This window comes from Paenibacillus aquistagni (genome assembly GCF_900177815.1).
GTDB lineage: Bacteria > Bacillota > Bacilli > Paenibacillales > Paenibacillaceae > Paenibacillus_B > Paenibacillus_B aquistagni.
The window spans coordinates 42129-64745 of sequence record NZ_FXAZ01000005.1 but is presented as its reverse complement, the minus strand read 5'-3'; the positions used below and the strand labels follow the sequence as shown (position 1 = coordinate 64745).

The 22617-nt window shown below is 48.5% G+C and carries 19 protein-coding genes and 1 pseudogene; 11 read left to right on the top strand and 9 right to left on the bottom strand.

The annotated features are described in order from the left end of the window. Window positions 1-219 precede the first annotated feature (219 nt). Entirely contained in the window at window positions 220-1125 is a 906-nt protein-coding gene (locus B9Y93_RS16865) for an ArsR/SmtB family transcription factor (RefSeq protein WP_085496241.1), read from the top strand. A 98-nt stretch (window positions 1126-1223) separates the two neighbouring features. On the opposite strand, the gene B9Y93_RS16860 is transcribed toward B9Y93_RS16865, so the two are convergent. Continuing rightward, entirely contained in the window at window positions 1224-2264 is a 1041-nt protein-coding gene (locus tag B9Y93_RS16860) for a serine hydrolase domain-containing protein (protein WP_085496239.1), read from the bottom strand. Window positions 2265-2405: 141 nt separating this feature from the next. Then, window positions 2406-3350 (bottom strand): annotated as a pseudogene (locus B9Y93_RS16855) (threonine/serine exporter family protein). 154 nt (window positions 3351-3504) lie between these two features. Between B9Y93_RS16855 and B9Y93_RS16845 the strand changes: the two are divergent. The 3 genes from B9Y93_RS16845 to B9Y93_RS16835 all read left to right on the top strand — a co-directional run bounded on the left by B9Y93_RS16845 (window position 3505) and on the right by B9Y93_RS16835 (window position 5054). After that, a complete protein-coding gene (locus B9Y93_RS16845; RefSeq protein ID WP_085496232.1) occupies window positions 3505-4071 on the top strand; it encodes a hypothetical protein in 567 nt (188 codons plus the stop codon). Beyond that, window positions 4068-4286: a M24 family metallopeptidase gene (locus B9Y93_RS16840; protein ID WP_085496230.1), complete on the top strand. Its 219-nt coding sequence runs from the start codon at window positions 4068-4070 to the stop codon at window positions 4284-4286. The genes B9Y93_RS16845 and B9Y93_RS16840 overlap by 4 nt, the downstream gene beginning before the upstream one ends. A 294-nt stretch (window positions 4287-4580) precedes the next feature. Then, window positions 4581-5054 (top strand): Rrf2 family transcriptional regulator, encoded by a 474-nt coding sequence (locus tag B9Y93_RS16835; protein ID WP_085496227.1) that lies wholly within the window; start codon window positions 4581-4583, stop codon window positions 5052-5054. Between the two features lie 364 nt (window positions 5055-5418). On the opposite strand, the gene B9Y93_RS16830 is transcribed toward B9Y93_RS16835, so the two are convergent. Together B9Y93_RS16830 and B9Y93_RS16825 are read right to left on the bottom strand one after the other, a co-directional pair. Continuing rightward, window positions 5419-8817 (bottom strand): glycoside hydrolase family 2 TIM barrel-domain containing protein, encoded by a 3399-nt coding sequence (locus B9Y93_RS16830; protein WP_085496225.1) that lies wholly within the window; start codon window positions 8815-8817, stop codon window positions 5419-5421. A 133-nt stretch (window positions 8818-8950) separates the two neighbouring features. Further along, window positions 8951-9748 (bottom strand): sugar phosphate isomerase/epimerase family protein, encoded by a 798-nt coding sequence (locus B9Y93_RS16825; RefSeq protein WP_085496223.1) that lies wholly within the window; start codon window positions 9746-9748, stop codon window positions 8951-8953. A gap of 401 nt (window positions 9749-10149) precedes the next feature. Here B9Y93_RS16825 and B9Y93_RS24635 point away from each other — a divergent pair, with 401 nt between their 5' ends. The 5 genes from B9Y93_RS24635 (at window position 10150) to B9Y93_RS16800 (ending at window position 15002) form a co-directional block, all read left to right on the top strand. After that, window positions 10150-10698 carry a stalk domain-containing protein gene (locus B9Y93_RS24635; RefSeq protein ID WP_085496221.1) on the top strand — a complete coding sequence of 183 codons (549 nt, stop codon included), beginning with the start codon at window positions 10150-10152 and terminating at the stop codon, window positions 10696-10698. Between the two features lie 355 nt (window positions 10699-11053). Further along, window positions 11054-12664 carry an S-layer homology domain-containing protein gene (locus tag B9Y93_RS16815; RefSeq protein WP_085496219.1) on the top strand — a complete coding sequence of 537 codons (1611 nt, stop codon included), beginning with the start codon at window positions 11054-11056 and terminating at the stop codon, window positions 12662-12664. A 276-nt stretch (window positions 12665-12940) separates the two neighbouring features. Beyond that, entirely contained in the window at window positions 12941-13609 is a 669-nt protein-coding gene (locus B9Y93_RS16810) for a ThuA domain-containing protein (RefSeq protein WP_085496212.1), read from the top strand. A gap of 39 nt (window positions 13610-13648) precedes the next feature. Next, window positions 13649-14746, top strand: coding sequence for a Gfo/Idh/MocA family protein (locus tag B9Y93_RS16805; protein WP_085496210.1), 1098 nt, complete (start codon window positions 13649-13651; stop codon window positions 14744-14746). Continuing rightward, entirely contained in the window at window positions 14736-15002 is a 267-nt protein-coding gene (locus B9Y93_RS16800) for a GH36 C-terminal domain-containing protein (RefSeq protein WP_176228961.1), read from the top strand. The genes B9Y93_RS16805 and B9Y93_RS16800 overlap by 11 nt, the downstream gene beginning before the upstream one ends. A 90-nt stretch (window positions 15003-15092) precedes the next feature. Here the strand turns inward: B9Y93_RS16800 and B9Y93_RS16795 are convergent, their stop codons facing one another. After that, on the bottom strand, window positions 15093-15341 hold the full coding sequence (locus B9Y93_RS16795) for a hypothetical protein (RefSeq protein WP_085496207.1): 249 nt from the start codon (window positions 15339-15341) through the stop codon (window positions 15093-15095). A gap of 192 nt (window positions 15342-15533) precedes the next feature. Between B9Y93_RS16795 and B9Y93_RS16790 the strand changes: the two genes are divergently transcribed. Next, window positions 15534-16397 carry a divergent polysaccharide deacetylase family protein gene (locus B9Y93_RS16790; RefSeq protein WP_085496205.1) on the top strand — a complete coding sequence of 288 codons (864 nt, stop codon included), beginning with the start codon at window positions 15534-15536 and terminating at the stop codon, window positions 16395-16397. Here the strand turns inward: B9Y93_RS16790 and B9Y93_RS16785 are convergent. Continuing rightward, on the bottom strand, window positions 16391-17104 hold the full coding sequence (locus B9Y93_RS16785) for an N-acetylmuramoyl-L-alanine amidase (protein ID WP_097676220.1): 714 nt from the start codon (window positions 17102-17104) through the stop codon (window positions 16391-16393). The two genes, B9Y93_RS16790 and B9Y93_RS16785, sit on opposite strands and share 7 nt — an antisense overlap. Before the next feature lie 279 nt (window positions 17105-17383). Between B9Y93_RS16785 and B9Y93_RS16780 the strand changes: the two genes are divergently transcribed. Continuing rightward, window positions 17384-17650 carry a YqzE family protein gene (locus tag B9Y93_RS16780; RefSeq protein ID WP_085496203.1) on the top strand — a complete coding sequence of 89 codons (267 nt, stop codon included), beginning with the start codon at window positions 17384-17386 and terminating at the stop codon, window positions 17648-17650. A gap of 149 nt (window positions 17651-17799) precedes the next feature. On the opposite strand, the gene B9Y93_RS16775 is transcribed toward B9Y93_RS16780, so the two are convergent. The 3 genes from B9Y93_RS16775 to B9Y93_RS16765 form a co-directional block, all read right to left on the bottom strand. After that, on the bottom strand, window positions 17800-19119 hold the full coding sequence (locus B9Y93_RS16775) for a hypothetical protein (protein ID WP_085496201.1): 1320 nt from the start codon (window positions 19117-19119) through the stop codon (window positions 17800-17802). A gap of 247 nt (window positions 19120-19366) precedes the next feature. Further along, window positions 19367-20500, bottom strand: a complete 1134-nt coding sequence (locus B9Y93_RS16770) for a YqhG family protein (protein ID WP_244903449.1) — start codon at window positions 20498-20500, stop codon at window positions 19367-19369. Window positions 20501-20502: 2 nt separating this feature from the next. Continuing rightward, entirely contained in the window at window positions 20503-22242 is a 1740-nt protein-coding gene (locus B9Y93_RS16765) for a DEAD/DEAH box helicase (RefSeq protein ID WP_085496803.1), read from the bottom strand. Window positions 22243-22617 lie beyond the last annotated feature (375 nt).

The window sequence follows — 22617 nt, the reverse complement described above, 5'->3', positions numbered from 1 at the left end:
AGTTTGTTCTTATAGTCAACGTTTAAGATAACTAGATAACTTATTAATTAACTAAATGGTGCACACAAATATTACTCAGCTTATGTTGATTACACGCATACTGAATGCAGCTATTTTATTTAGAAACAAAATGAGACATATGAGTTCTTACCCTCATATTGTTTGATTAATGAACTTTTAAGTTATATAATGGGGTTACTTCATAGAGGGGGCAGAGCGATGGACATTCAGGTAAATCGAGCCAATCTTCCATTTCTGGAGTGCTTCGGGTCTGAGACCCGTCTGCATATGATTGAACTGTTGAATACAAGGCCGATGAATATTAAGGAGCTTGCCGCGGCGCTTCACGTATCCTCGTCCATCGTGACGAAGCACGTACAGAAGCTCGAACAAGCCGGTATTATTGCAACCGAGAGCCAAGCCGGCGAACGCGGCCGCCAGAAAGTATGCCGACTGCTGCTTAACAGCGCTACACTCCAGATCAAGCAGAACACGAAGCCTGTAACAAAGGGATATGCCGTGTCGATACCGATCGGACAATATTCGGACTATCAGGTTCAGCCGACCTGCGGACTGGCCAGTGAGCACCAATTGCTTGGCATGGTCGATGATCCGCGTTACTTCTCCGACCCTCAGCATGTGAAGGCCAATCACCTGTGGTTCGCAAGCGGTTATGTAGAATATCGGATACCGAATTACATCGTCGGGCAGCAGGCGATTGACAGTATTCACATCTCGCTGGAATTATGCTCGGAGGCGCCTGGCTATAACGAGAATTGGCCGTCCGATATTACCTTTTCCATCAATGGCCATGCGGTTGCCATGTGGACGTGCCCAGGCGACTTTGGCTCCAAGCCAGGCGTGTATACGCCATCTTGGTGGACGATGGGAACGAAGTATGGGGTGCTGAAGAGCATGACGATCAAGTCTGACGGCACCTATATGGACGGTGTTAAGATGTCGGAGTTTCGTCCAGAGAATCTAAATATTGCAGTGGGCGAGGATATCATACTGCGCATCGAATGCCCCATGAACGCGGAGCATTGCGGTGGCGTAAACCTGTTTGGCAAGCATTTTGGCAATTATAATCAAGACATCGAGATTAACGTCAACATAGCTGAATAATAGGGTTGCAGCCCGTCTTTCCGATCTGGAGGACGGGCTGTTTACATGAATTATGGAGAAGCAATTTAGAGAGCTTGTAATGTAAACGGGAGGGGGCGTCATGCTTTCATCGCAAGCTGCATGACAAAGCGAATCGGCCATGAGGGCTTCGCCAGCTGATTCAGGTCGCCGACAAAGAAAATTTCCTTCTTCGGATAATAAAAAGCGAAGGAGCCTGACGTTCCGGAGTGGCCAAGCAGCTCCCCGCTTCCCCTAAATGCGGTAAGCAGCGTCTGAAGCCCGATTCTCATATAGCCTCCGCCATAGCGGATCGGCCCCATCGTGAGCTGCAGCCTGTTGTATTGGGCCAGCGTATGCATAACCGCAGAATTGAAAAGTTTTCCTCCAAAGAAAGCTTTTAAGAAGATCATTAACTCGCGCGCGGTTGTAATGGTTCCACCGCTTGCCCGACAGCTGCATACAAACAGTGGAAGATTGAGCCTCTGCTCCTTGTAGCAGATCGACGGAATATGATCGTCAACAGAGAGAGGAAGATAGGTGGATGTAAGCTTCAGCGGGCGGTAAATGAATTCCTCATAGGCATCAGCTATGGTAGTGCCATTCACCTTCTCAATGACAGCCCCCAAGAGATCAAAGTTGATATCTGCATAATGGGCCTTTCCTTTGGTTCCGGGAGCAAAGTGAGGCTTAAGCTGCTTAGTCCAACGAATCATATCGTCCAAGTCATAAGAGAAATCCTGCTGGATCGCTCTCGCGTTGGTTGCATTCTTGCTCTCCTCGAAGATATCCGGCAGTCCGCTTGCTTGAAACAATAGATCAGATACGGTCAGCTTACTTGTATATTCCCGGCCTTGGTATACATGAAGTCCGCTAAGCAACTGATCATCAATGTACATCGCGAGTCTGTCATTCAACGAGAGCTGCCCTCTTTCTTGAAGAGCGAGTATGCATGTTGTTGTAAACAGCTTGCCAATGCTTGCCATAAGAAGCGGGGAATCGATGTCCCTGCCTCCATAACCCCTGCTCCATGAATAATTCCCTTGTGAATCTTCGATCAGAACAACGGCTTCTTGGATGTAATGCGATTGTGTAATGCGGTCAAATGCTTTGGTGAATGCAGCTGCGCTATGCGTTTTCATCGTTCCTCCTTTTAACCAACTCCATTTTCGTTTCTTAAGCAGGATTGAATGGAGATTTACATATAGCTTATTCCACCGCCTCCTGTTTCATGGCACATTGTTGCCGCAGGGTCTATATCTGGCTAGTCGAATCGCCAATCATCATCTAGCGCAGTGATGCAGGATTCGTCTGATCGTATGCCGGTACAGCACTTCGGCAATGATCATGCCGCAGGCAATCCCCGCAGCACCATAAGCGACTTGCAGGAATACTACCGCAGCTGCGCCGTTATTGCCGGTAACAAGCCCGCGGAAAGCCTCGTAGAACGTTATGCCCGGCACGATCGGTAACGATACACATGCTATGCCAGCCCCAAGCGCACCTGCAATGCAGATAGCCTCAATCGCACCCATCAAGCCTGACAGATAATGTCTTGCCATCATATCGCGTATGGCATTGGTAATCGCAATGCCGGGTACAAGAGGAATCACGGCTCCCATCATAATAAGATTGAGATGCACGCCAATAAGCATATACATGAGGCAGCCCACAGCGCCGCCAAGGAACGCGGACCCATATTCAGCTAGAAAGGGGACCTTCAAGGCGCGGGACAAAAAGAGATAACAGAGGTAAGCCATGATGCCTGCAGCCATGGCAGCGGGCACATCCTGATAAACCCTGCCAAATATCAGCATGACGCTGCCGCTCAAGCAAGCCGTCCAGCATAATCTCTTCCATAGCGCAAGCTTGGGCTGCTCCTTCGCAACCCTAAGCAGCTCTCGGTGGATGTCAACTAGCTCCATTCGTCCATCAACATAATCACGAGAGAGCTGATTAATGCTGCAAATATGCTGCAGATGAAACGTTCTTCCATCAATCCTTTCGAAGTAAGCTTCTCCGGATTCAGCTTTCACAAAGATTCCGCTTACCGTAACGTACGTCTAAGAACTGCTTGACCGCGAATCACACAAGGCCTTCCGCATCATTCGTTCCATCGTATCCTCAACACGACTTGTCTCAGCGCCATTCTCCATCATGAGCTTGCCAGCCAGCAGTACGGTTTCAACAATTAGAGAGCTGTTCTTGAAGGTTATAGGTTGATCCAATGAGCGTCCTCCGTTCCTATTTGTGTAAAATGATGATCAAAATAAGGAGTTGCAAAATAATTTATAGATAATTATAATCCATTATAGATAAAAAAAGTAGATGAATGTCGATGACAAACCAACTTTGGTCGTGCCCAAATTAGAGGAATCACATGTGCAGAAGGGAATCATGGATACGGACATCGTGTCATACTGGGACTATCCATCGCCTGCGGGTGAGAACTGGCATGAGCGTTTGGGTTCGGTACTGGAGAAGTACAAGCATATCGGATTTGAAGGGAACATTCCGGCGGACCAGTATGCCCTCATTCAAGCACACAACTCGACATTATCCGATATGGTATCTACACTGCGACAGTACAAGAGCGGCTATGAAGTTGAACGCATCCGCTTCTGCGCTCAGCTCGCTGACCGGACGATGCTGGACATCTTCAAGAAGGTATCCCGAGAGACGATGGTGCTGGAGATGTCAGCATTATCACAAATTCCGTATATGGAGCTTATTCAGAAGAGGCAACTTGATCCGTTAAGCAGCAATCTATTAGCTGTTGTATGGCCAGCACCGGAAAGTGCAATGCCGCATGGAGTGCCTGACGTTTACGAAACCTATGGGGATGGACCGAATGTTGCAATGACCTATTACCGAGTCAACGGCTATGCCTCGGAGTGCGAGCGCACATTCTTCCTCGGTGATCCAACGCGAGAAGAAGCAGACATATGATGAACGCCCGACAAGCAGCGCTAGAGGTCTTGAAGCCGGGTGTACCTGCGAAGGAGGTGGATTTGGCGGCACGCCGCTACTTCGATCAGTACGGACTTCTCGACAATTTGCTTCATCGGACAGGGCATGGCATTGGGCTAAGCAACCATGAAGCTCCATTTGTTGCTGAAGGAAGCGATGATGTCCTGACCGAAAATATGGTTATGAGCTGTTGACCAAAGCGCCTATCGAACTGGATGAACTTGTCTTCTAATATTGCTGAGATTCCTATTTCCTGCTGAAACACTTGCTGAAGCACTTACTGAAACATTTTATAAGTCTTCTAGACCTCAGTCTCCGCTTTGCTAGGGAGAATGGGGTCTTCTTGCATGAAGCTAGGACATGAGACGAGTTTCGCGCATGGGATTCGATTTTCGTTTGGAGTCTGACCGCAAAGACCCTATAATAGAGCAGAAGGAACCCGCGACATTAGATGAAAACAAGAAATATAGAGGCAAAAGGAGATCATTATGCAAATCAAAAGTGGAGTGGAACAGGCCATTTGCATCATGGTCATGCTTGCCACGCAGCACAATGGAGATGCAGTTACAAGCGATACGATTAGTGACCGATTGGATGTGTCGCCTTCCTTTCTCAAGAAAATCATGCGCATGCTGGTTGTAAAGAAGCTGATTACTTCGACTTCTGGGAAAAATGGCGGTTTTCAACTGGCGAAGGATATTGATGAGATCCGGCTGCTTGATGTATTCGAGGCAATAGAGGGAACACCTCCGTTTTTGAAGACGACCTCCTTGGTACATCAGATCTTCTCTGATCAGCATACAGCCTCGATAGGAGAGCAGCTTGTTATTCAAGCGTTTGGCAATGCGGAAGAGCGCTATCGAGAAGCGCTTGGTCAGTATTCCCTGGGGACGCTCCTGAGGAAAACCTTTAACGTGGGTCAACTGGAGCAATTTGATTGGAATGCCTATCGAAGAGTATAAAAATGCTGTATCGTAACGAATCTCGCTCTAGTAAGCGGCTGCTTGGACAGAACCTGTGGACAAGCACACGTACTGCAATTTTTAAGGGCATGGTATGAACGAACAATCGACAAGCGGATGGATTCGTATCATGGTTTGAACTTGAGCTCGCTTGGGTCAAAGTCAAGAAGAGGGTGCCGGAGTCTCATTTCAGGACGTTAGAGGCACCCTCGTGTTTAAAGAACAATCCGTAGCCGCTTAGAGCGGCGAAGCGGCATTACGCTCCAAACTAGATGATCTGGACTGATCTAATTGAACAATAAGAATAGGCTTCCGTGATCGTTCAGCTCCTTAAGCTGCTTTATAGATTTTTTCAATGTGGCTCCTAACCTCGTTTGCTGACCACAGGACTATCCGTAAGTCTTAGGGTAGTAGAGTAGGCGCAGCCCGTATGGACTTCTATTGCTTCCCCACCATAATTGCCCCAGCTTAATCCTTCATAATTCCATGCCTGATTAATGATTAGTTCAGCTTCAACAGCAGGGGATACCGTGTTATTTAGAATTTCAAAAGCATCAATGATGACATATGCACCGTCATTATGTTCAGGCACCTGAACAGTGAGCTTGTGTGATCCTAGCGGCAGGTCTTGAATGTCAATTCGCTGCTGATAGAGCGGCATCCCGATATCACTGTGCGCTGCAATGAGCTGAGCGGGATGATCATCGACTTGGATGAGCAGGCTGCCGGTATTGCTTTGTTTTTTGTAAAGGAGCTGTACGCCTGTGCCGTAGAACTCGAAGCTAGCGGACGCTCCCGGCTGGTTGGAGAACGTCTCAGTGCCTTGATAGCACTTCGAGTCCTGTCCCTGGCTCCACTCTCCCGTATAGGTCAGTATTGAGGTATCGGTATCATTAACCCGCTGCGGCTGCTCCAGCTCGTAGCGGACCCGCGCTGCTTCATGGCCTTTTGATTCGACTCTGAGCCATTCCTTTATGGATTCGAATCCGACTTGATAATAATAAATATGCTCGCGCATCGTCTTGAAGTCGTTGGTTACGATGCCTGATCTAGGGTTGTCCTTTGCTTCTAAATAATAATTGCGCATGTCGTCTTTCCATTCCCAATTAGGGCGTACGCCATATTGATCAGGACAGCGATCATAGTCTGCTCTTACACGCTTTGCACGTCCGCGAAGCCTTCCAATATGATGCTCAGGGTAGGCGGAATACAAGCCTGACTTCTCCCATTCTACACATTCAAGATGGGCTGGCAGCCTAAAGGAAAGCCCGAACTCCTGCAGCGGCTGCTCCGGCTGAACGTCAAGGAGCATATATCGTGTTTCTATTGTGCCCGTCTCCGAAATGGTTTGCACAAATTGAACCCGCCATCCTGCATTGTAATGCCCGACAATGGTGACAATGGCATGCTTTCCGCCGTCCATAATCTCTGCTTGAATGGATTCTGGTATCCAGCGGCCAAGCTCTATGCCAGCAGCATGAAGCTGCGGTCCTCCTGACAGCAAGGTGTTCCCATTGAAGGAAGCTTCTAAGAGTTGGGCGGCATGCTTATCATAGATAAATGTGACGCGATCATTATTAATCCTATAACGCTGATCCGACTCCTCAAGCATAAGCTTGCCGCCAACTTCTTCTCGATACTGAAACTGAGGGGGAGTGATCGGAATCTCATATTCATCTACGATGAGTCCGTCTTGCATTTGGAAGCTCAGGCGAATCCTCTCATGATCTTCCCAAGCTCGCTTAGGGAGCGTGAGAATGCCTTCTTCATATGGTTTAACATCAGGACCTTGAAAGGTATATGCTTCTATCCTGCTATCTTCCTTATATATTTCACAATGGACACTAACATCATTTAAGTTGGTATGGTTGAACCAATTTTTGATCGACAGCATGAGCGGGGCATCTCCTGGGTTGCCGGCAGGCTGCTCTGTCAGGCGAACCGGCGAGTAGGCCTTCTTCGTCAGCCAGAATTCAGGCTTAGGTCTGCGCCAGATATCACTCATATTGCCCCATTCGCCATAACCTGCGGCACTGCCTAAGGAATGCTGCTGGTGACGTTCAGGAACGCCATCTGGCAGCAGGAAAATATCGTCAATGTTTGCCCATAAAGCTCCGCCTAAGGCCCCTGTGGTATTTACAATGCGTTCCCAGAATCTTAATATGCTCTCGCCCCAGAAGTTGCGCACATTGTTGTCTCGCATCAACTCGTTCAAGTTGTAGCATGCAATATGGGCGTATTCATCATGAATGACAGGCGAGGACTCATTGATGACAATGTCTTCTCGCGACACGCCATAGCTGACAAGGTGATGGGCCATATCATCTTGATAACCGGCATAATGCGCGCTGTAGATATCGGTTGTACTTCCATCCTCCACAAGGAATGGGTAGCTGAACTTGGTTGGACGAGTAGGCTCTTCTTGACGGACGTAGGCGAGCTGTCGTCTGAATTTGTTGCCCTCTTCGTTCTTACGCCATCCGCATTCATTGGCAAGCGACCAGATCAGCACGCTCGGATGGCTGCGATCACGCTCAATCATTTCTGCAAGCTGATTCATGTACCAGACCTCATCATCCCGCCATGGGCCTGGACCATTGGCATATTGAAAGTTAACTGCGGTTTCTTCCTCCACATACATGCCAAGCTCATCGCATGCTGCAAGAAATGCTTCTGTAGGCGGGTAATGGGAGGTTCTTACATAGTTTACATTTTGCTCGCGGAGCATCTTTACATCCTGCTGGTCCAACTCCGCAGAGGTAACTCTGCCAAGCTCAGGATGGATGCTGTGTCGGCAAGTGCCTCTTAGCTTAATCCGTTCCCCATTTACATACACCTCTCGAGGGTCGGTTCCATTTGCGCCGGCGTACGTGATTTTCCGAAACCCTACTTTGATCTCGACGGCTTCCAGCAGCAGCTGTTCACTTATCAACGAAGCCCGCAGTGTATAAAGGTAAGGCCGCTCTGCATTCCATTTGTGCGGCTGTTCGACAGGAAGGGTGAGGCATAGCTCGCTTCTATCGTCAGTAAAGTGAATATCATGCTGTTCAAGCGAGACAGAATGAAGGTTCGCATCGAAGAGCTCTAATTGAACATGTGCTTCGCGGGTATGCGCAAGCTGAGCGCCGATCATGAGCTTGAGCTCGGCGTTCTCATATTTTTCATCAAAATCGACCTCATAATGAAGTCTTGTCAGGTGAACCTGCGGGAGCGCAATCAGTTCCACATCGCGCAGGATTCCGCCAATATTGTGGTGGGCATACTTGCTGCCAATGGAAGGGTCCATAATATCATCAACAAATTCGACCACAAGAGAAGCCGCTTCGCCTGCAACCACCTGCTGCGTAATGTTGCAATCCCAAGTTGTAAACCCACCTTGATGCTCTCGAATAAACGTACCATTTACCCATACGCGAGCCTTGGAGTAAACCCCATGGAATCGAAGTATTATGGTTTTATCCTTATAGTCGTTAGGGATTGCGAGTACTGTCTTATAGAAGTACGCCGTATCATTCTCAATGTCATAGCCCTGCATGGCCAGCTCGCCGGGCACGGTAACCTCCTTCCACATGCTCGCAGTGGTAGAGGGAGCAGTGACAGCAGCTATCGCATGAACATCAGAATTGAATAGCCAATGCATGTGAGCGCTTGTGTTCAATGATATTACGGGATCAGCCGTTCCCGTGACATAGCTAGGCTTCGGTGCAATAGTGGGCCGCGGCCACACGGCTTCAAGCGATGGGGCCTTGTAGGCAGTGATCATGTCTTATCTCCTCCTGATGTATGAACAAGCAAATGGCTTTTTAAGCTGTCGATCGTTAAGAAAAAAGGCTTAGCAGAGTTGGGTATGCGATTGGTGATGCCTTGAAAATCCTTATCGCGATTGCTCGTCTGGGTTATGTCATGTACTGCTTCTCCAATCGCTTCGCCATCCAAGAGCATACCTCCCATAAGTCCGAGACGGGCTGATTCGTAAAAGGGAGGGTATGCATATAACCTGGTGGTCCATATTCTGCGGTGAACGTCATGAGATGCTGTCCTTCTTCTTGTCTCTTCAGGCAGATCTCTCTCCACCACTGTTCATGGGCGTGAAGCTCTCTCTCATATTCCGGTGCTCCTGGATGAGGAACCTGAGGGCCTTCCGCATAGCCCACGCGCGCGTGGATGTGGACGACATGACGGAATAAGAAGGTTGGGCATTCCTGCTGATCCTCAAGCAGGGATTCACATACACAGCACCAATGGCTGAGATCCGCTGTGAGCTTAAGCGCTGGAAGCTCCTCGACAAGCAGCTTTGTCGTCCATGGCGTGAACATGGCTCGTCCTCGATGCGTCTCATGTGCAATCGGAACGCCTGCCTGCGCTTCAATCCTCAGCGTCTCTTGAAAGAATGCCACCTGTTCGGCAAAAGGCATCGAATCCTTCCCGCTGTGGGAATTGATGAGTACAGGGTTAAGATCGAGACAGCGTTCAACCTGTCTAGCAAAAGACAAGGCATGATTCTTGCCGCTTGTCGCGATGAGCGCGATGTAATCAAGATTGTATTGCTGAAGCAATTGCTTGAAGCTTTCGGTATGTTCATCTGCGGGAGGATGCGCTTCGATGCCGCTGTAGCCTGCCTCTGCAATTCGTCTGAATTGCGATTCCATATCGCCATCCATGCCCCATAATGCTTTGTACATCGAAATACGCATACAACATGTCTCCTTTGGAGGTATATAAGTTGAAATGATCGTTATCGTGGAACACGCCTAATAAATGCTATAAACTACAGGTTGCCTTCCTCTCAGCATATAGGAAGCGGTTAATCAATTCTTTATTCAAAACCGGACATCATTTACTCAAAAAAGGCCTCTCGCTGCGATCAGCATGATCCCAATCGCTGCAAACTTCGACAAAGTTTACGAAATTGACAAGCACCGTGATACAATTAACGGTATAATCAACCATAATTAGATCCGTACGTATTGGTTAATAACCTATTAAGGCAGGATACGAACATACCGGATGCAAGACAACTGCCGAAGCTGCTGATCATGTGTTTTGAATCATTATGTCTTCAATCAACCGAACAATAGAGAGGAGTGTATGCATCATGAAAAAGTGGATCATAGTAGGTTTGTGTGCAGCTGTGCTTGGAGGGGGGACGGCTGTATGGGCTTCAGGCAGCTCACTGGTCGGCAAGAAGGTTGAGAGAATCGTCAGCCTTTATGTTGGAGATACGAAGGTTAACACGGATGCGATTATCATTGATGGGGTAACGTATGCTCCTGTCCGCAAAGTCGGCGAGATCACGGGCCTTCAAGTAAACTATGAATCGGGTACCGTTAAGCTCAATCGCAAGAACGCAGGCGACAATAGTTCAAACACTTCCAATCTGACGCGCATAGAAGAGATTAATGCTAGATTGCAGGCGAACAAGGAAAAGATGAAATCCAACAGCCAAAGCATCGGCGAAAGTGAGAAGAAGCTCGGTGAGCTTCGCGCGAAATATGGAAGTGATCAGACCGGCCTGCAAAGTGACAAGGATTACAAATATCATCTCGCGTTTGTGAAGGCAGCAAAGGCAGAGAATGCGGATATTGAGAAAGAAAATGAGAGCTTGAACAAAGAGAAGCAGCAGCTGCTCGCCATGAATAAATAGCGCTGCTATCGATTGAGGACGATATTCTTTTATACCCTTTTACATAAGAGGCTGTTCTGTGCATGGATCGAAGGGATTTTCGATCGTGTGAAGGACGGCCTTTTCGCATATCTGAGCAGTGAGAACCTGCTTATTGCCGCTTAACTCAGCTCAATGTTGTTGTTCTTGTCAAGGCTTTCCTTTCTCATTTATTTCTCATATTTCCTCTGTGAAGTGGTTGAATGCTACTGCTCATACCGCTTTTCCCCAAGTTCCTTACATTTTGCTAATGAAAATGCCAATATTTAGATCTTGTTCCTAAACTTTTGCTCATGTCAAGATGAATCTATGAAAGTGCAAGGAGGAGATTCATAGAATGAGCATGAAACGATACATAAAAGCCGTTGTCATTATGCTTACGATATTTGCATGGAGCACTGCCACTTTGCCTGCAATGGCCTCTCAGCAGGAGCGTCCAGATCGATTTGCGATGGCCTATCTCTATTTTGGCACTCCTAGCAAATATGTGCAGGCAGTAGATTCCACCAAAGGGAGCTTGGATATGGTTTCCCCAAGCTATTTTGACTTGAAGCCTGATGGATCGTTGAAGTTGACGGAAGCGCTGGATGCAGCCTTTATCGAAGAGATGCACAAGCGAGGCGTCAAGGTCGTTCCATTTCTCAGCAACCACTGGGACCGAGAGCTTGGGAGGAAGGCGCTTGCCAATCGCGAGGCGCTCGCGAAGCAGGTGGCGAATGCGATTGAGAAGCACAATCTGGATGGCGTCAATGTAGATATCGAGAATGTAACGGCACAAGATCGGGACGCTTATACCGATCTCGTACGACGCTTGCGTGCTGTTGTTCCTGATCATAAAGAGGTATCCACAGCTGTCGCTGCGAATCCGGAAGGATGGACAAGCGGCTGGCACGGTTCCTATGATAATGAGAAGCTTGCGAAGGCAAGCGATTATCTTATGATTATGGCGTACGATCAGAGCTATCAAGGCAGTGCGCCTGGTCCAGTAGCAGGACTGCCCTGGGTGGAGAAGACCATTCTGCAGGCGCTGAAGACAGTGCCGAAGGAGAAGATCCTGCTCGGCATTCCTTTCTATGGCCGGTATTGGAGTGCGGATGGCCGCTATAAGGGGCTTGGAATTCAGAATCAGACTGTTGAGCAGCTGGTTCATAAGTACAACGGAAAAGTAAGCTATGATACGGTCCAGCAGTCTGCCAAGGCGACATTTACCATTGCGTCCTCAGACAGCAAGCCGGTTGTTCATGGCGTAACCTTAGGAGCGGGACAGTATACCGTATGGTATGAAAATGAAGCCTCCATTAAAGCCAAGCTTCAACTCGTGAATAAATACGATCTGAAGGGCGCAGGCAACTGGAGCCTTAATGAGGAATCGGGCAATACATGGGATTACTACAGACAATGGCTGAATGGGGCTTTATTCTATGATACGATTGGCCATTGGGCTCGTGATGAGATTGAATATGTCTTTCATGAGAAGTGGATGACAGGCGTCGCGGAGGGGCAATTCGCTCCGAACCAGCCATTGACCAGAGCACAGGCGGCAAGCGTCGTGGCGCGCTCACAAGAGCTTCTTTTCCAAGAAGATGAACTTCGCTCATTCCACGATGTTTCTTCAAGTCATTGGGCATGGCATGACATTCAGGCTGTACAGGCAGCAGGGTATATGACAGGCTTTGAAGATGGGAGCTTCCGACCAAATGAGGCGGTCACGAGAGAGCAGCTGGCCGTCATGCTGGCTCGTGTATTGGAGCTGAGCACATCTTCATCATCAGTAAGCGGGCCATTTGCGGATGTTCATGCGAGCCGCTGGTCGAGCGGAGCTGTCTTGTCACTAGCGAAGGCAGGCGTACTGAATGGCTATGAAGACGGGACATTCCGTCCTGCCCGTGCTGTAACGAGAGCAGAGATGGCAGCAGTTCTCCAGACAGCTCATCCGTTAATGAAATAGCAGATAACATGCAGCATGCAGCATGAATATCCATTGTAAATGAGGGTGCCCTTCCGGCAGCAAGGAGTTGAAGCATAAGCTTCCCGACCTTGTCCAGCTGGAGGGGCATTTTTGTATGCTAGGGCATTGTGTGTGGGGAAGTTGTTTATTTTATGCAGCGAGTTGGAAGGAATCGCTAGCGTTCATGGTGAACCTATGTAAGCAATGGATGATGGATCATTTTAGAAGAAATGTTATCGATATAATACACACAACATCGAAAAGGAGCGAAGAAATATGAAACATGCCTTAATTGTACAAGGGGGCTGGGAGGGCCATGAGCCCAAGGAGGTTGCTGCGTTATTTCAAAGCTGGCTTGAGGAGGATGGGGTTCAAGTTGAGGTAAGCCATACGCTTGAGGCGTTTCGTGATCAAGAGAGATTAATGGATCTTGATTTGATTATCCCGATCTGGACCATGGGACAGATCGATCCACAGCTTGTAGAACATGTATCGACAGCTGTGCAGCATGGCGTTGGGCTAGCGGGCTGTCATGGCGGGATGTGCGATGCATTCCGCGACAATGTCGATTGGCAGTTCATGACAGGCGGCAATTGGGTTGCCCATCCTGGCAATGACGGGGTCGAGTATAGCGTACACTTTCCCTCCTCCTCCAGTTCGCTTACCGAGGGTATGCGAGACTTTACAGTCGTGACCGAACAGTATTACCTGCATGTGGACCCTGCTGTGGAGGTATTGGCAACGACACGCTTCAGAGCAGATCATGGTCCCCATGCCGCAAATGGCGAAGTCGATATGCCGGTAATCTGGACGAAGAGGTGGGGCAAGGGCCGTGTGTATTACAATGCGCTTGGGCATCGGGCTTCCGTATTGGATACGCCAATCATCAAGGAACTAATGATGCGCGGATTCCGTTGGTGTGCTTCTGGCAAAGAGACTTTCTAAAGGCTTGGCTAATCCATACTACGAATAGGGTGAGTAAACATGATCAAGGCAGGCATTGTTGGAGCAGGCAATATTAGCGGTATTTATTTGCAAAATGGCAGCAGGTTTGAATCGATGGAGATTGCTGCTATTGCGGATATGGATCATGCCAGAGCAGTATCGCGCGCGCAGCAGTATGGGGTGCGTGCCTTGTCGGTGGAGGAGATGCTGCAAGATCCTGAGCTTGAGCTTGTCATTAACTTAACGATTCCACAAGCTCATGCTGCCGTTAATCTGCAGGCGCTTGAAGCAAACAAGCATGTGTATGTAGAGAAGCCTTTCGCTGTCACACTTGAAGAAGGCAGACAGGTTCTGCGACTTGCGAAGGCGAAGGGGCTGTATGCTGGTGGAGCGCCAGACACTTTCCTTGGCGGCGGTCTCCAAACTTGTATCAAGCTGATTCAAGATGGAGCAATTGGTACCATCGTTGGCGCGACTGCGTTCATGATGAGCGGAGGCCATGAATCATGGCATCCAGATCCTGCTTTTTACTACAAAAAGGGCGGGGGACCGCTGTTTGACATGGGTCCCTATTATATGACGGCTCTTGTTGCGATGCTTGGTCCCGTGAAGCGAGTAACAGGAGCTGCAAGAATGACGCGCCAGGAGCGCTTAATCACGAGTCAGCCGAAGGCTGGGGAGATCATCCAAGTTGAAGTTCCTACTCATGTGGCTGGAATCATGGAGATGGAAGCAGGGCCGATCGCGACGCTCTTGACAAGCTTTGATGTGGCGGGAGGTTCTGTGCTGCCAAGAATTGAAGTGTATGGTACGGAAGGCACGCTGCTGGTTCCAGATCCGAATGATTTCGGGGGCAAGGTGCTGCTGCGTCAAGCCGCAGACAGCGATTGGCGAGAGGTTCCGTTAACACACGGATATCATGAAAATGCCCGCGGACTTGGCGCCGCCGATATGGCTAAGGCCATCCTGACAGGCCGTACGCATCGCGCGAGCGGCCATATGGCTTATCATGTGCTGGAGACGATGCATGCTTTCCATGCTTCCCACTCAGCTGGCACCCATATTGTTATCGACAGCACCTGTGCTCAGCCGGCTCCTCTTCCTGTCGGATTGCAAGATGGCAAGCTTGACGGTTGATCGAACGGCTTACCTTGAATGGAGATCTTACAATACTCCATATTTATCTGGGCCTATCCTATGTTCACTGCAACCGATAGCGCTTGCTGCTCCAATCCCTTATGTGCGCCTCCAAGGGCTTGATCCTGCAAGACAATATGAGGTCATTGAGACAGGGCAGATTTATGGCGGGGATGAGCTGATGTATGCTGGGGTTCCGGTTCAAATACCCGCTCAGGATTTCGCAAGTGTAATGTGGAGATTGAAGGCCGTATAAAAAGGTTCACAAACATAAGGGGCGCTCCCGCAGCATAAGTGTATATACGCTATGCGGGAACGCCCCGTATGTATTGGAGACAGCCAAACGCTATTTCCAGTTTTCTTCTGGAACCTGCTCGTCGATGACATCAACGAAGCGATCAAAGCATTTGCAATAGAAATCCTTGCGGCAGATTGGGCATGGGATTGTGAGCAGACGATTGATCGTTTTTTTGCCGTTATTGTTGAACAATCGAAGCTGTGTTCCATCATGCATGGTTACGACAAGCTGCTTCAAGCCTACTTCCTGATTGTTGTCACTGTTGTCTACATGTTTAACGATAGGTTGATAGGACATATCGTGAATCACCTGCATTCTTGGTTTTTTGCGTAATTATTATCTTAGGGGTTTTTAGAGAGGTTGTCAATTAATGAGCTGATGATGCCTTCAAATTAATCGCAATTGTTTCGATTTGCGCATGTTTCTAACAGAGCAACGCATACTAAAGGTACAAATTATCTTTTGAGACATGCATGGGAGGCTGGTTTGATGAACAACTGGTTTATATCCAAAGCAGTGGATAACACGGCATTCAGACATTGCATACATACTTCTTCACGTATAGTGCTTGTTTCAAGTCTATTATTACTATGCTTCACCTTAATCTGGGGGATTCCAATAGCAGCCGCTGAATCTTCCCTGAATCCGTCTGATGCAGCTTCCAATAAGAAGGTCGCCATTGTCATTGATGATTTTGGGAATCGAATGAAAGGCACTGTAGAAATGATGAAGCTCCCTGTACCGATTACCGTTGCCGTCATGCCTTTTCTCCCCAGCTCTAAAGAGGATGCTGAGATGGCTTATAATATGGGCCACGAGGTCATTGTCCATATGCCAATGGAGCCGAAGCATGGAAGAGCAAGCTGGCTTGGTCCCGGTGCAATCCTCTCTAATTTATCTGATGAAGAGATCGAGAAGAGAGTTCGCGAGGCTATTGATGCAGTGCCGCATGCTGTGGGCATGAATAATCATATGGGTTCCAAAATTACGGGTGACAAGCACATTATGGGCATCATTTTGCGCGTATGTAAAGAAAAAGGGATGTATTACCTGGACAGCAAGACAAATTATCGTTCAGTCGCAGGGGAAGTAGCTGAACAACTAAACGTTCCGATTGTATACAATCAAGTATTTCTTGATGATGTGCATACAGAAGCGCATGTGACGAAGCAGTGGGAAGAAATCCTAAAGCGAATGACTTATCAATCCTCCTGTGTAACCATTGGACATGTAGGCCATCAGGGACAGAAGACTGCAGCAGTGCTCCACCGTACTGTCCCTACGGCCATGAAGGCATATCAATTTGTTCGGATCTCAGAGCTTGCCTATCAAGGCAAGCTGCCGCATCAATAGTACAGCGTGTGATAATGAATTATGGCATCGCATAGACGCATTGCGATCAGTGACTGGCCTCTGCGGCTCGTCAGAAGCTCTCGATCCTTAGCATTGCTGATAAATCCGGTCTCGACGATGACTGCTGGCTGCTTGACGCGTCGAAGCAGATAATATTTCGAGCCTGTATCAGGCAAATGAGGGGACGGGGCCAATGTTTCAAGCTCCTGCTGGATTAAAAAGGCGAGCGCTTGGCTTCTTCCTTCTGCTTGGTGAATCACCATAGGTCCTCGCTTTGAAGGACTTTTAGCCCAGTTCACATGAATGCTGACAAACATTGAAATGGGCAGCTCTTCACTCAACTGCCGCCGCTGTGCAAGGTCACGACGATGTCTGGAGCGTGTTGCTGACCAGCGATTGTCATCGCTAAGCGCGTAATCGCCTGTACGATTAAGAATGACGGGCACCCCTTTGCTTTTCAGCAGCAGATACAGCTTCTGTGCAATGGCAAGATTAATATCCTTTTCCAAGATTCCATGATGTACGGTTCCTCCGTCTATGCCGCCATGACCAGCATCAATAAGGACAAAGCGTTGGGTAAACACGTGGGAGATGGGCTGCTTATCTTGTGGTGCAGCCGGCTGAGCTTGGGCGTTGACCGGCCACGCTGCTGCAGCTTGAGCAACCGTAAGCATGATGAGCATGCGGATTATGAACCATTTATACATAATGTTAACCTCTCTTATCCAATCATTCATTTAACGGTAGGATGCGCGATTGCTCTAGCCCGCATCCCATGTGCATGTTGGAAATGATGGATATACGTTTAGAAAAGCCTCATTACGCCCACACTAATATCGACATTCTTCAGTAAATAGGGGTCAGCTTGTGCGTGCAGTATGACTGATACAGGATAGCGTGTCTGGTAAAAAGCATGAAGAATGTCTGTTAGCACAAAGAGTTCTGTGGCAGCAGGAAGTCTGAATGCAAAAAAGGAGGGGTGACAAATGGCAAAAAGCGATGATCTTATCAAGTACATTACCCAGCGTGTTGTAACGTACATGGATATGCCTAAGGAGACAAGGCAAGAGCGCAAAAAGGAACACAAAGCGCGGCACCGTGAGCCGTTTCTTGTGCGATGGTTTGGTCTTATGCCATTTGGCATGAAGATGTGGGCTAGCGATATGGGGAAGACGACGAAGCCAATCATCAATCGCGTTGCGAGATTTACCGGTAAGATATCGAAGGTGAAATGGAGAAAATCTGCCACATGATTCATATTTACAGCATGAGCGGCAAATAGGGCATACGAGGTGAAGTGCAAATCTCACTGCGTCTGCCCTATATTCATATATATTGATTGGTATACCTTCCATCATTTAGATTAATCCTTTGTCAATGGTGGCTGCGACAAGCACTACAGTTACTTTGAGACGGAATAGGGAACGATATCTCCTTGCTGCAGCAGGTCATCCTGCATGATCCAACGCAGTATATCCGCATTTGCTTCATGGGCAAGACCGAAATATGCAGCTTGCTTCGACTCCTCTTCTTGATTCGCCATGAAGGATGAAGAAGCTTGAGCATTCTTGGCGATCCTGCTGTTAAGCTGCCAGATTTGCCTGCCTTGCAGGACATAAGGAATGCGCACGGCATCCTTCATCAGGGAATGGACATAGATCAGCCTCATGCTGGAAGTTGGATTCCAATGATTCAATTTGTCTTCTGCTGCGTTTTTATCCAATTGATGCTTGAGTGTCATCCATTGGAGATTCTCATATACATCGAACCAATTGCCTATCTCGGCTGCAGTTGCTGCCATAGGCTGTGAATTTGCGATTACTCCATCTGGACTTGTCAAGGCACGCATGCGTGTTTGGATAGGAGCCTCTATAGTCTGTGAAGAAAGTGTCAACGGAAGACGAGCGCCAGGCTTATCCTTTACAAGATGAATCTCTTTCTCCTCATAAGGTATTTCTTCGCCTGTAAATGCGTCCAGATAAAACACCGCTCCATCTGAACTAACCTTCCATAAAGCTAATAATGTTGAGGGATAGATGGCCTCAAGCTGGACTTGAAGCGGGTGGTAGCCTTTGTTCTGAAGAGATTGTGTTAAGGCAGCAAGGTCATAAGGCAGCTCTTTCCCCGCTCCATACTCCGTAAGCTTGTACTGTCCTTGTTCATTCGCGTGCATGATCAGATAGCCTAATGCTTGTCCATCTGCATCAAGCATGCGAATTAGCCAGCCATGAGTACCTGGCCCTAGGGGCATAATATCTGTCGTGGCATTTATCCAACTTGTATACGGCTCGTGCTCCGATAAGGCTAGTATCGCTTGCTGAATCGCATGCTGCAGCTCTTCCTTGTGGTTTCCGTCCGTTCTAGCGGTGCTATAAGCGCCTGGTCTGTTCATGGCTGCGGCAGCGATACTTGCTTTTTTCTGTCCGTCAGGCTGGCAGCTAGGAGTTGGGGGCGTGCGATGCGGCTTGTCCACATTTATCGCCTGCATTATATCCTTTGAAGGCATTTGCGCAGTACAGCCGGCATAGTCCCGATAGGAAGGATAGGCTTTGGCAGGCTGTACGATCGCAATGGAAGACGATTCTCCATGCGCGGATGACTGCACAGTTATTCGTGGCAGGGTATCAATAAGGAAATACGATATTCCCGCGCATGCAAGAGACGCAGTTGCAGCAAGCGCAGTTGTACGCAGCGCTTGGGTCCACCAATTTGATCTTTTCATTAGATAGGATCACCTCTTCATTGTCCACAACATTCCATACTATTCATTCTGTACCCGAATTAGACGTATTTATTCTTTATTTTAGGGTACTGTCCATACAAAGGCTGTCGTACGAGAGAAGACAAATTGCTTTTGTCAGCTTCTAATTTTGACAGGTTATGGCGCTTATGCGCCTAAGCTCGCCTATTTTCAGAACAGATACAAGAATACATGAAGGAAATGTCGTATGGTTACAGAAAAACGCGGCTCAGGACTGCTCATGTGGGAGATGGACCAGAGCCGCATTAATGAGGTGTATTTCGATTCGAGGCTCAAATTGCCATTCCAGCTCCTTGCGCCTCATATTGTATTGCTCCTGAATGCTCATCGGAACGGAGGATTCTGTTTGCTCCTGTTCGCTTTCCTTCAGTTGTTCTTTGTCTTCTGGCGGGATCAGCGAAGAAGGAGGTTTGTTTATGATCGTTGGAACAACTGCTGGAGCTGCTTCTTGAGCTGCGCGTGCTGCTTCTTGCTCTTGCTCTTGCTTAAGCAATGGAATGTAGTATGCATCCAGCAGATCGAGCTCTTCTTCAAGACGCTCACTGGCCTCAATCGCCCAGGTGAGATCGATGTCCTTCAGCAGCTCATTGAGATGGTCTTCGATGAGCAGGATTCCCTGATCGACGGTGAAGCGTGACGGCACGGTATGCACATGATTCGGGAGCTTCGGCGACATATCCCGCTGCTGCAGCTGCTCCATAAATTCTTCTTGTATAGCTCCGTTGTATAATGAAATGCCAAGAGAATGAATCTCTTCACGCTTCAAGTCGCATGCGAACTCAACTTTGAGATTCAGCATCAGCCACGGCTCATAGGCTAATGAGCGCTTTGGCCCGCGCGATATCGGACGATGCTCGGCATAACCTTGATCAAACAGCGCGATGAAGCGTCCCTGCTCCGCGGCAGCACGCATCATGCTCTCTAAACGAGGACTGCCATAATGCACATTCTCTCTTGGGATCCGTCCAATTCCTCCTCCGCCTCCTGTGAAGGCTGGAGCAACCCCGAAGTACCGTCCCATGATGGAATCCTGCCCGCCATCGGGCTGATTTGTACCCCCAGAAGCAGGAGGCTGGCCCGCAGGAGCTGTGACGTAGCTGACAGGTCCTCTCTCGGGGGGGAGCTTGGCAGGATCGAAGACAAAGGTGAAGCGCATGGTTTCTGGCTCTGCGCCTGTACGATCAACAAATCCCCAGTAGTACGGGCGATTTGTAAGCGCGCGATCCGCTTGTTCGGACAGCTTTACCGTGACGTAGACTGGCGTCTTCTCCATGACCTGACATTCCATGGATTCCAAGTATCGCATGACAAAGTGCTCGATCTGTTCGGTATTCATCACCATATCTATACCTCCGTCCCGTTGCTGTACTGTTTGAGGAATGATTGGATGCGAGATTGCTCTTCGCTGACAGCAGAAGCGCCATTGAACGCCTCCTTAATGGAAGTCAATGATTGTCCGAGAGAGTCCACTTGTGTGCGAATCTCGTCTTCAGAGCTTGCTTCCATAAGAATGCGGGAGATGCTTCGCTCCAGATTGTTCTGCTCCTCAAAGCGTTCAAGAATCATATCCAATCGGCCAATCACACTCTCAAACATATTGATCTTCTCGTGTAGCAGATTAAGAATATGTTCCTCAATGGTCCCTCTTGTAGACAGATTATAGATCTTCACATCTTGGGATTGTCCTAAACGATGCACGCGGCCGATACGCTGCTCGACACGCATGGGATTCCAAGGAAGATCGAAGTTGATCATATGGTGGCAGAATTGCAGGTTAATGCCTTCGCCCCCGGCTTCTGTCGCAATCATTACTTGAGCGCGTCCGCGAAAGAGGTCCATCATCCAATCCTTCTTGCCGCGATTCATGCCCCCCCTGTATGGAACAGCCATCAGGCCGTGCTTGTGGAAGTACTGCATCAAATACTCCTGGGTTGCACGATATTCCGTAAAAACAATCACCTTGTCATCCATGCCTCGAATCAATTCCATGGCTGTTTCTGCTTTGGTGTTGGCCGTTATGCTTTTAATTAGGTCTATCAGGTCCCATATTCGCTCGCGTACAGGGGAATTCTCGGGCAGCTTCTTCGCTAGATTCACGAGGGTAACGAACACGGCATCACGGCTTGAGCATACTTCTCGCTGCAGCGTAATCATGGAGAACATGCTTCCAATATCCTGCCCGTTCTCTTTATATTGTTCGCGAATGAATTGCGTTACGCCATCATACAACGCTTGCTCCTCTGGAGAGAGCTCCAGCGGCACATTTTTAACAATGCGCTTCGTAAACTGCACGCTGCCTTCGCCGCGACGGTTGCGAATCATAACCTTGGACAAGGTGCTTTGAAGCGCGCTTTCATTTTTAGGCACACGTTTGTCATGCATATAATTAGCGCTGAATTCGCCTTGAGCGCCCAGCTGGCCTGGCTTCAGCAGCGTAATCAAATTATAGAGTTCATTCATATCGTTCTGTACCGGTGTTGCGGTGAGCAGCATGCAGTATTTCTTGCGAAGCTGTACAATAAATTGATAGTTTGTCGTTTTCTTGTTCTTCAGCTTGTGCGCCTCGTCAATAATCAGCATATCGATGTCTTGATTGAGCAGATGGGCACGATGCGGCTCGCGTTTCGCGGTATCCATTGAGGCGACCACGACCTCAGAACCCCAGTGGTACTCTTTCTTTTGAGCGATCGCAGGGATGCCGAATTTATGGTTCAGTTCTCGCACCCACTGCAGCACGAGTGAGGCGGGAACGAGAATCAGCACTTTTTTGACAAGCCCGCGAATCATATATTCTTTTAGCACAAGCCCGGCTTCAATGGTCTTGCCTAGTCCAACCTCATCGGCAAGGATCGCTCGGCCGCGCATCTCATGCAGCACCTTGCGAGCAGTGTCCAATTGATGCGGCAGCGGCTCGACATTCGTCAGATGGTTCAGGCACTGGAGCTCGTCGAAGGAGTGGATGCGCTTCGCCTGCTCAGCCTCATAGGCAAGCTGGAAGCAGGTCCAATCATCCCATGGACCATTGCGCTCCATACGGCTGTGGAAGGTTTCGATCCAGCTCTTGTCGAAGCGAACAGGTACCATACTTGAAGTTGCGAGCGGCGAATATCCGTTGTTCACGTGTCCGTCCTCCCAAGGATAGATGATATGATGTAGATGTAGTATGCGCCTCTTTTGCGATATTCATAACTTCCTCGCGCTGAATTGAAGTTTCTTGCTGCTTGCTCACGGAATTGTCATGATCTGTTCGTATTTTGTAGCAGACGTCTTTGAATTTAAAGCATCGTTGAGATTCATAGAGCAATCTACAGATTGTTACCGCTACATTGGATTTGCACCTCGCTCCATCCATCTATCCCCATTAGAAAACAAGCAGTCAGTATAGTAAAATAGCTAAGGCGCACAATATGTTGTATGGGATACATATGATAATATACTAAATATAGATAATGTGCGGTT

Bases quoted from the DNA above. Each gene is read 5' to 3' on its own strand.
- B9Y93_RS16775 (WP_085496201.1), bottom strand. From the start codon at position 19,119: ATGAAAAGATCAAATTGGTGGACCCAAGCGCTGCGTACAACTGCGCTT.
- B9Y93_RS16815 (WP_085496219.1), top strand. From the start codon at position 11,054: ATGAGCATGAAACGATACATAAAAGCCGTTGTCATTATGCTTACGATA.
- B9Y93_RS16770 (WP_244903449.1), bottom strand. From the start codon at position 20,500: ATGGTGATGAATACCGAACAGATCGAGCACTTTGTCATGCGATACTTG.
- B9Y93_RS16790 (WP_085496205.1), top strand. From the start codon at position 15,534: ATGAACAACTGGTTTATATCCAAAGCAGTGGATAACACGGCATTCAGA.
- B9Y93_RS16830 (WP_085496225.1), bottom strand. From the start codon at position 8,817: ATGATCACTGCCTACAAGGCCCCATCGCTTGAAGCCGTGTGGCCGCGG.
- B9Y93_RS16825 (WP_085496223.1), bottom strand. From the start codon at position 9,748: ATGCGTATTTCGATGTACAAAGCATTATGGGGCATGGATGGCGATATG.
- B9Y93_RS16840 (WP_085496230.1), top strand. From the start codon at position 4,068: ATGATGAACGCCCGACAAGCAGCGCTAGAGGTCTTGAAGCCGGGTGTA.
- B9Y93_RS16805 (WP_085496210.1), top strand. From the start codon at position 13,649: ATGATCAAGGCAGGCATTGTTGGAGCAGGCAATATTAGCGGTATTTAT.
- B9Y93_RS16810 (WP_085496212.1), top strand. From the start codon at position 12,941: ATGAAACATGCCTTAATTGTACAAGGGGGCTGGGAGGGCCATGAGCCC.
- B9Y93_RS16865 (WP_085496241.1), top strand. From the start codon at position 220: ATGGACATTCAGGTAAATCGAGCCAATCTTCCATTTCTGGAGTGCTTC.
- B9Y93_RS16765 (WP_085496803.1), bottom strand. From the start codon at position 22,242: ATGGTACCTGTTCGCTTCGACAAGAGCTGGATCGAAACCTTCCACAGC.
- B9Y93_RS16785 (WP_097676220.1), bottom strand. From the start codon at position 17,104: ATGTATAAATGGTTCATAATCCGCATGCTCATCATGCTTACGGTTGCT.
- B9Y93_RS16795 (WP_085496207.1), bottom strand. From the start codon at position 15,341: ATGTCCTATCAACCTATCGTTAAACATGTAGACAACAGTGACAACAAT.
- B9Y93_RS24635 (WP_085496221.1), top strand. From the start codon at position 10,150: ATGAAAAAGTGGATCATAGTAGGTTTGTGTGCAGCTGTGCTTGGAGGG.
- B9Y93_RS16780 (WP_085496203.1), top strand. From the start codon at position 17,384: ATGGCAAAAAGCGATGATCTTATCAAGTACATTACCCAGCGTGTTGTA.
- B9Y93_RS16835 (WP_085496227.1), top strand. From the start codon at position 4,581: ATGCAAATCAAAAGTGGAGTGGAACAGGCCATTTGCATCATGGTCATG.
- B9Y93_RS16860 (WP_085496239.1), bottom strand. From the start codon at position 2,264: ATGAAAACGCATAGCGCAGCTGCATTCACCAAAGCATTTGACCGCATT.